Raw genomic sequence first — 8,001 nt, 5'->3', positions numbered from 1 at the left:
GCCTGAGCGTCACGCTTCTGGAACGCCATGATATCGCTACGGGCGCAACCGGGCGTAACCACGGCCTGCTGCACAGCGGCGCGCGGTATGCGGTCACCGACGCTGAATCCGCGCGCGAATGTATTGCTGAAAACCAGATCCTCAAGCGTATCGCCCGCCACTGCATTGAGCCGACCGACGGCCTCTTTATTACCCTTCCCGAAGATGATCTCGCCTTTCAGGACACCTTTATTACCGCCTGCAGCGCCGCGGGCATTCAGGCTGAGGCCCTGGATCCGGCGCTGGCGCGGCGGCTGGAACCGTCGGTTAACCCGGCGCTTATCGGCGCGGTGAAGGTCCCTGACGGCACCGTCGATCCGTTCCGCCTGACCGCCGCCAATATGCTGGACGCCCGCGAGCATGGTGCGCGTATTCTGACCGGGCACGAAGTGACCGGGCTTATCCGCGAGGGGAATCGCATCTGCGGCGTGCGGATCCTTGATACGCAATATAACGAACACAGCGAGCTGTATGCCGCCGTTGTGGCCAACGCGGCGGGGATCTGGGGGCAGCGCATCGCGGAATACGCGGACCTGTCGGTGCGCATGTTCCCGGCGAAAGGCTCGCTGCTGATCCTCGACCACCGCATCAATAACCACGTGATCAACCGCTGCCGCAAGCCGTCTGATGCCGATATCCTCGTCCCGGGCGACACCATTTCGTTAATCGGTACCACCTCAACGCACGTGGACTACAGCGAGATCGACTACAACCGCGTGACCGCCGAAGAGGTCGACATCCTGCTGCGCGAAGGAGAAAAACTGGCCCCGGTGATGGCCCAGACGCGTATTCTGCGCGCCTACGCGGGCGTGCGTCCGCTGGTCGCCAGCGATAACGACCCGAGCGGGCGTAACGTCAGCCGGGGCATCGTGCTGCTCGATCACGCCGAACGCGACGGCATGGACGGGTTTATCACCATCACCGGCGGCAAGCTAATGACCTACCGCCTGATGGCCGAGTGGGCGACCGATGCCGTCTGCCGCAAGCTGGGCAATACCGAACGGTGCGTGACGGCAGAACAAGCCCTGCCCGGCTCGCGTCAGTCCACCGAAAAAACGCTGCAAAAAATTATCTCCCTGCCCGCACCGCTGCGCGGTTCCGCTATTTACCGCCACGGCGACAGAACGCCACAGTGGCTCGGTGAAGGAAGATTGAGCCGCAGCCTGGTGTGCGAGTGCGAAGCCGTCACCGCCGGTGAGGTGCAGTACGCGGTGGAGAATCTGACGGTCAACAGCCTGCTCGATCTTCGCCGCCGCACCCGCGTCGGAATGGGCACCTGTCAGGGCGAGCTGTGCGCCTGTCGTGCCGCCGGTCTGCTGCAGCGTTTTCACACCACCACCGCCACCCAGTCGCTCGATCAGCTCAGCGCGTTTTTAAACGAGCGCTGGAAAGGCATTCAGCCTGTCGCCTGGGGCGATGCCCTGCGCGAAAGCGAATTTACCCGCTGGGTCTACCAGGGGCTTTGCGGTCTTGAGAAGGAGCAACGCGATGAAATTTGATACCGTAATCGTCGGCGGCGGGCTGGCAGGCCTGCTCTGCGGCATCAAACTCACGAAGCAGGGGCTGCGCTGCGCCATTATCACCCGGGGCCAGAGCGCCCTGCACTTCTCGTCGGGCTCGCTGGATCTGGTGGACGAAGCGTACCGCGATAAGCTGCCGCCGGAGCACCCGTATCACCTGATTGGCGCGCAGCATATTGACCGCTTTGCGCTGGAAACCGAAGCGCTGCTGGCGGACTGCGGCGCGCGTCTGCAGGGCAGCGCCCGGCTCAATCACCAGCGCGTTACGCCGCTCGGCACCCTGCGTTCCGCGTGGCTCAGCCCGGAGGAGGTGCCCATTGCCCCCATTCGCGCGGGACGTGTGCGGGTGGTAGGGATTAGCGGCTTTCTGGATTTCCAGCCCCATCTCGCAGCGGCGTCGCTCTGTCGCCAGGGCGTTAACGCGGAAACGGCAGAGATAGAGCTGCCCGAGCTTGATGTCCTGCGCGATAACCCGAGCGAGTTTCGCGCGGTGAATATTGCCCGTTTTCTTGATAACGAGGACAAATGGCCGCTGCTGTATGACGCGCTCAGGCCGCTCGGCGAAACCTGCGATGCCCTGCTGATGCCCGCCTGCTTCGGTTTACGCGACAACCGGCTCTGGCGCTGGCTCTCGGATCGTCTGCCCTGCTCGCTCGGCCTGCTGCCCACGCTACCCCCGTCCGTGCCGGGCATTCGCCTGCATACCCAGCTCCAGCGTCAGTTTGTCGCGCAGGGCGGCGTGTGGATGGCGGGTGATGAGGTGAAAAAAATCACCCTGACCGACGGCGCGGTGAGCGAAATCTGGACGCGCAACCACGACGATATTCCGCTTCGCGCCCGCTATACGGTGCTGGCAAGCGGCAGCTTCTTCAGCAACGGACTGCTGAGCAGCCGGGAGGGCATCCGGGAAGCCATTATGGGGCTGGATGTTCGCCAGCGTGCCTCACGCGCGGACTGGTATCAGAGTGATTTCTTCTCGCCGCAGCCCTGGCAACAGTTCGGCGTGATTGTCGATAACCAGCTGCATCCGCAGCTTTCCGGTAAACCCGTCAGGAATCTCTTTGCCATCGGCTCGCTGCTGGGCGGGTACGATCCCATTGCCCAGGGATGCGGTGGCGGGGTCTGCGCCGTCACGGCGCTGTATGTGGCAGAGCAGATTAGCCAGCGCACGGAGGCTGAACAATGAACGATACCCGTTTTGAAAGCTGCATCAAATGCACGGTGTGTACCACCGTCTGCCCGGTCAGCGGCGTTAACCCACGCTATCCCGGACCAAAGCAGGCCGGGCCGGACGGCGAGCGCCTGCGCCTGAAGGACGGCAAGCTGTACGATGAAGCGCTGAAATACTGCATTAACTGCAAACGCTGCGAAGTCGCCTGCCCGTCGGATGTGAAAATCGGCGATATCATTCAGCGCGCCCGGGCGCGCTACAGCACGCAAAAACCGACACTGCGCGATGCGATCCTGAGCCACACCGATCTGATGGGCAGCGTCTCGACGCCCTTTGCCCCCATCGTGAATGCCGCGACCGCTCTCAAACCGGTGCGTCAGTTGCTGGATGCCACGCTGAAGATAGACCATCACCGCAGCCTGCCGAAATATTCTCACGGCACCTTCCGCCGCTGGTACAAATCCGTCGCGGCGCAACAGGCGCAGTACGCCGACCAGGTGGCCTTTTTCCACGGCTGCTATGTGAACTACAACCACCCGCAGCTGGGTAAAGATCTGCTGAAGGTGCTGAACGCCATGGGCACGGGCGTTCAGTTACTGAACAAAGAGAAGTGCTGCGGCGTACCGCTAATTGCCAACGGGTTTACCGATAAAGCGCGCAGGCAGGCTCAAAGCAATGTCACCTCCCTGCGCGAAGCCATTGTCGATAAAGGTATTCCGGTGCTGGCGACCTCGTCCACCTGTACCTTCACCCTTCGCGATGAGTATCCGCATCTGCTGGACGTGGATAACACCGGCCTGCGCGAGCACATCGAGCTGGCGACACGCTTCCTGTGGCGCAAACTGGATAGCGGGCAGACGTTGCCGCTGGGGACATTACCGCTGAAAGTGGTCTATCACACGCCGTGTCACATGGAAAAAATGGGCTGGTCGCTCTATACGCTTGAGCTGCTGCGGCTTATTCCAGGCCTGGAGCTGACGGTGCTGGATTCGCGCTGCTGCGGGATTGCGGGGACCTACGGCTTTAAGCGTGAAAACTACGAAACGTCACAGGCGATTGGCGCCCCGCTGTTCCGTCAGATTGAAGAGAGCGGCGCGGATATCGTGGTAACGGACTGCGAAACCTGCAAGTGGCAGATTGAAATGTCCACCAGCAAGCGCTGTGAACATCCGATTACCCTGCTGGCGAAGGCGCTGGGCTGAACAGTGCCGGGGCGAAAGGCCCCGGCACAGGTTTTACTCGATGAACAGCGACTCGACCACATGGATCCAGCCGTGCTCGCTGGCAACCTCTTTACCATTCAGCCAGCGGCGCAGCATGTTCAACGCCATCATCGCGCAAACCTCCTGACGCACCGCCAGGCTATGGCGGGTGATGCTCATTTTAACCCGCAGCGCCCAGGTGCCTTCCGGCGTCGCCAGCGCGAAGTTAAGGTATTCTTCGTCCAGCCCCCCGACAAACAACGCCAGACCGGCAAAATGCTTCACCCTTCTCTCGGACGCCCAGCGGGCGGTCTGCGCCAGGGTCTCCTGCTGGAACGGCACCACTTCGCTGGCCAGCAGCGGCGCGTTGACGCGCGACAGCTGCAGCGCCAGCAGGCCACCGGTGAACTGCTCGCTTAAGGTCACGCTCAGCTGACGCGCCTGCAGATGCGTCGCAATCTGCGCGGGCAACCCTTCCGTACCTTCAAAGATCAGGCTTTCGCCCGCCACGCGCTGCACCTCTGGCCACAGGGCCAGCATCGCCTCTTTCTGTTCGGCCGGGCCTGTCAGCTTAAGTTCAATGATCGGCATGGAGGAGCGATAGCCCATGGACACGCCTGGCGGCAGCGGAAGATGATCGAGGCTCTGGGCCAGATCGCTTTCCGAGCGGCCAAAGGTGGTCAGACGCAGGCACAGCGGCGGTTCAGGCAGGGTAAAACGATCGCGAAGGCGCGGCAGGATCTGCTGCTCGACCATCACTTTAAATTCTGAGGGCACACCCGGCGTAAAGAACATCAGGCAGCGGTTCAGCTGCATAGCAAACCCGCACGCGGTACCCACCGGGTTATCGACCAGTTCAGCACTGGCGGGAATTTCAGCCTGTTTGCGGTTGCTTGGGGCCATGACGCGGCCACGTTCGGAGAAAAAGCGCTCCATCTGCGAAAGCCACGCCTCGTGCAGCACCAGCCCTTCGCCTTTTGCGGTCGCGGCGGCCAGGGCGCTGAGATCGTCACCGGTGGGGCCGAGTCCGCCGTTCACAATCAGCACGTCGCAGTGCTCGCTGCGCTCACGCAGAATAGCGACCAGCGACTCAAGATTGTCGCCTACGGTATTGCGGCGCGTTAACGGTAATCCTTGCTCAAAGAAAAGATCGGCAAGCCAGGCAGCATTGGTATCAATAATTTGTCCATGCAGCACTTCGTCGCCGGTGGATAACATCTCCACGTTAATCATTATGTTCTCCCGCTTATATGGTCAAAACACTATAGCGCAAACGCGGGGTGGAGAAGAGAGAAACTGGCGCGACAGAACGCCGCGCCGGAGTGATTAGAAACCTGCGCTAACGCCCACGTACGGGCCGTCGGCCAGCGCGTTGTCACGGTTGCCGTCTTTACCGGCCAGGTTCAGATAGCGGTAGCCAGCTTCGATGGTAATCGGACGCATGATGGTCCAGCGCGCACCGGCGTTGGCCTCTTCATAGCTTTCGATACCGCTCGAGAGGGAGTCCGGCGAATAGTAGTACTCACCAAACAGGCCGAAGCTGTCGCCAATTTTCCACTGCAGGCCGCCACCCACTGCCGCCGCGTACCCTTCATCACCGTCATTTGGGTTGGTATAGATGCCTTTACCGCCGACGGTCGCCAGGAATGGGCCAAGAGGAACGTTGAGACCCAGGCCGAGGCTGGCCGCGTCGCCGTCGTCATCGTTATGCGTCCAGCCGCCGGTCATCGCCAGACCGGATGTCTCGGTACCCATGCCAAAGCCCAGGTGGGTATAATCCTGACCCGCCGAGCCGTTAATGCTGATGGCGTTCGCCGCCGCCGATACAACCATCAGGCCGAAGCCCAGTAATGCCACTTTTTTCATTGTCGTGATCCCGCACAATTATTATAAAGAAGTCCCAAAACCGCGAGATTTTAACCGGAGTCTCCCGGGGATCAAGCACTCTGCGTGCGGCCGGTCAGTAGATTGTAACTATTTGAAACGGCTATTATCCCTTCAGCGATGCGTTCACCCACTGCTGCAGCGCGCGGCGTGAGACTTTGATGCCGCCATTTTTGAGTTCAGTCGGCAACAGCAGCCAGCGGACGGGTTGCTCAAAACGCGCGACCTTATCCCTGACCCAGTCGGGTAAGCAGGTGATATCCGTTCCCGGTTCGCACTCCACCACCGCCACCGGACGTTGCCCGAATTCAGCGTCGTCCAGCGGGACGATAAACACCTGGTTAACCTGCGGGTGCGTGGCGATAACGCGCTCCAGCGATTCCGGTTGGATCCCTTCTCCGCCGCTAAAAAAGAGGTTATCCATGCGGCCGAGGATCGTCAGACGGCCGTCATGCCATTCGCCGCGATCGCGTGTGGCGAACCAACCCTGCGCGTTGGTCAGCGGAATCATTTCGCCGTCTCGCCAGTAGCCTGAGGCCATGCTTTGCGCCCGGATCCAGACTTCACCGTTAACCACCTGCACCTCTCTGCCCGGCAGCGCACAGCCCACGTCCGGCTCGCCGTCCGCCTCTTTCGCACAAACGGTAGAGGCAAACTCGGTCAGACCGTAGCCGCAGAAGGTGCGTATATCCTGCTCTCGCGCCTGTTCGGTCAATTCAACAGGGATGGCCGCCCCGCCCAGCAGCACCGCTTTCAGTGCGACAGTCTGGTGGGTATTAAGCAGACGCCAAAGCTGGGTCGGCACCAGCGAGGCGTGGGTGCAGCCGCGCAACGCCTGCTCCAGAGGCTGTTTCTCGCGCACGGTTAACCGCGCGCCGGCCTGCAGCCAGCGCCATAAAATCCCCTGGCCGGAAACGTGGAACAGCGGCAGCGAAAGCAGCCAGTCATCGTCTTTACCGTAGGGCATCAGCGACAAAACACCGCGCGCGCTGGCGAGATGCGCCCCGCACGTATGCACCGCCGCTTTCGGTAGCCCGGTGGAGCCGGAGGTCAGCGTCATGGAGGCCAGCCGCGCCGGTTGCCACGCAGCGCAATACGCATCGACTGCCTCGTGCATGCGCAGGGCAGGAAGAGCGTCGTAGATGCCGTCCAGCACCAGCGCAAAGCACAGCGTCATCTGCGGAAGCAGCACGTCCAGCAGCGGGCGCGGAAGCTGCGGATTAGCGGGAAGAATACGCGCCCCGCACTGGAGGAGCGCCAGCCACGCCAGCAGGGTTTGCGGATGATTATGGGCCAGCAGCAGCACGCCGTTGCCCTCCTCCACGCCCTGCCGGTGAAACTCTGCCGCAAGCCGGTCGACGCGGGTGCACAGCTGCTGCCAGCTGAGCACCTCATCGTTCAGCCTGAGGGCCGGTTTATCAGCAGACAGCGCGCACCAGTGCCGCCACGGCCAGTCGGTAAAACTCATCGCAACGGCTCCAGCGCCTCGACGTCGAGGCACGGCAGCGCGCTGTCCGGCCACGGGCGGATAAGCTGAGCCTGCATCAGGTTCAGCGTGTCGAGGCCAGGAACCGTACCCGGCGTTAGCCAGGCGGCAATGCGCGCCAGCTGGGTCAGCCCAAGGCTGGACTCAATCGACGAGCTGATGACCGCCGTCAGCCCTGAGGCGTGCGCTGCTGCGACCTGCTCGCGCAACTTCGCCAGACTGCCGGTCAGCGTCGGTTTAATCACCACCGCGCTGACGCCGGGCTCGGCGACAAATTCAAAATCGTCCTCGCGCAGGCTTTCATCCCAGGCGATGGCAATCCCGGTTTCGCGGGCAAACGCGCGCGAATCGTCGCGGGTTTTGCACGGTTCTTCGAGGAAGGCAATGCGGCTGCGGTAGGCCGGGTTGACGTACTTTGCAAACTGCTGCGCCTTGAGCGGCGTCCAGGCGCGGTTGGCGTCCAGACGCAGATGCAGATCGGGGATCGCCTCCAGCAGCAGGTTGGCGACCATGCCGTCGCGCACCGCTTCATAGAGACCGACTTTAATTTTCGCCACCTTCTCGCCCGGCATGGCGGAGAGCAGCGCGAACAGCTCGTCAGGATCGCCCGTACAGAGCGGCGCCGCGCGGTAATTCCCCGCTTCCGGCAGGCTGCCGTCCAGCTCCGCCAGCGCGCAGCTGATACCAAAGGCCGCGGAA

Annotated in this window: 7 protein-coding genes; 3 read left to right on the top strand and 4 right to left on the bottom strand. The window is 62.1% G+C overall.

The annotated features are described in order from the left end of the window. From glpA to glpC, 3 genes are all read left to right on the top strand, one after another. On the top strand, positions 1–1,538 hold a 1,538-nt coding region (gene glpA, locus DOU50_RS02225; protein ID WP_148768686.1), incomplete at its 5' end, for an anaerobic glycerol-3-phosphate dehydrogenase subunit A. Further along, positions 1,528–2,745: a glycerol-3-phosphate dehydrogenase subunit GlpB gene (glpB, locus tag DOU50_RS02220; protein ID WP_024908208.1), complete on the top strand. Its 1,218-nt coding sequence runs from the start codon at positions 1,528–1,530 to the stop codon at positions 2,743–2,745. The genes glpA and glpB, both read left to right, overlap by 11 nt. Further along, positions 2,742–3,932, top strand: coding sequence for an anaerobic glycerol-3-phosphate dehydrogenase subunit GlpC (gene glpC, locus DOU50_RS02215; protein WP_024908209.1), 1,191 nt, complete (start codon positions 2,742–2,744; stop codon positions 3,930–3,932). The genes glpB and glpC overlap by 4 nt, the downstream gene beginning before the upstream one ends. A gap of 33 nt (positions 3,933–3,965) precedes the next feature. Here glpC and DOU50_RS02210 read toward each other — a convergent pair whose 3' ends face one another. From DOU50_RS02210 to menC, 4 genes are all read right to left on the bottom strand, one after another. After that, positions 3,966–5,165: a nicotinamide mononucleotide deamidase-related protein YfaY gene (locus DOU50_RS02210; protein ID WP_024908210.1), complete on the bottom strand. Its 1,200-nt coding sequence runs from the start codon at positions 5,163–5,165 to the stop codon at positions 3,966–3,968. Between the two features lie 93 nt (positions 5,166–5,258). Beyond that, the gene (locus tag DOU50_RS02205; protein ID WP_024908211.1) at positions 5,259–5,798 is read right to left on the bottom strand and encodes a YfaZ family outer membrane protein; all 540 of its coding nucleotides are present in this window, start codon (positions 5,796–5,798) and stop codon (positions 5,259–5,261) included. A 124-nt stretch (positions 5,799–5,922) separates the two neighbouring features. Beyond that, positions 5,923–7,284, bottom strand: a complete 1,362-nt coding sequence (menE, locus tag DOU50_RS02200; protein WP_148768685.1) for an o-succinylbenzoate--CoA ligase — start codon at positions 7,282–7,284, stop codon at positions 5,923–5,925. Next, positions 7,281–8,001 (bottom strand): o-succinylbenzoate synthase (gene menC, locus DOU50_RS02195; RefSeq protein WP_148768684.1); only part of this gene is annotated, 721 nt, incomplete at its 5' end. The genes menE and menC, both read right to left, overlap by 4 nt.

Origin of the sequence: Enterobacter sp. C6, assembly GCF_008122455.1 — a bacterium.
GTDB classification, from domain to species: Bacteria; Pseudomonadota; Gammaproteobacteria; order Enterobacterales; family Enterobacteriaceae; genus Enterobacter; species Enterobacter pseudoroggenkampii.
Note: the sequence above shows the minus strand (reverse complement) of the source record. Positions and strands in the feature narration are given on the sequence as shown.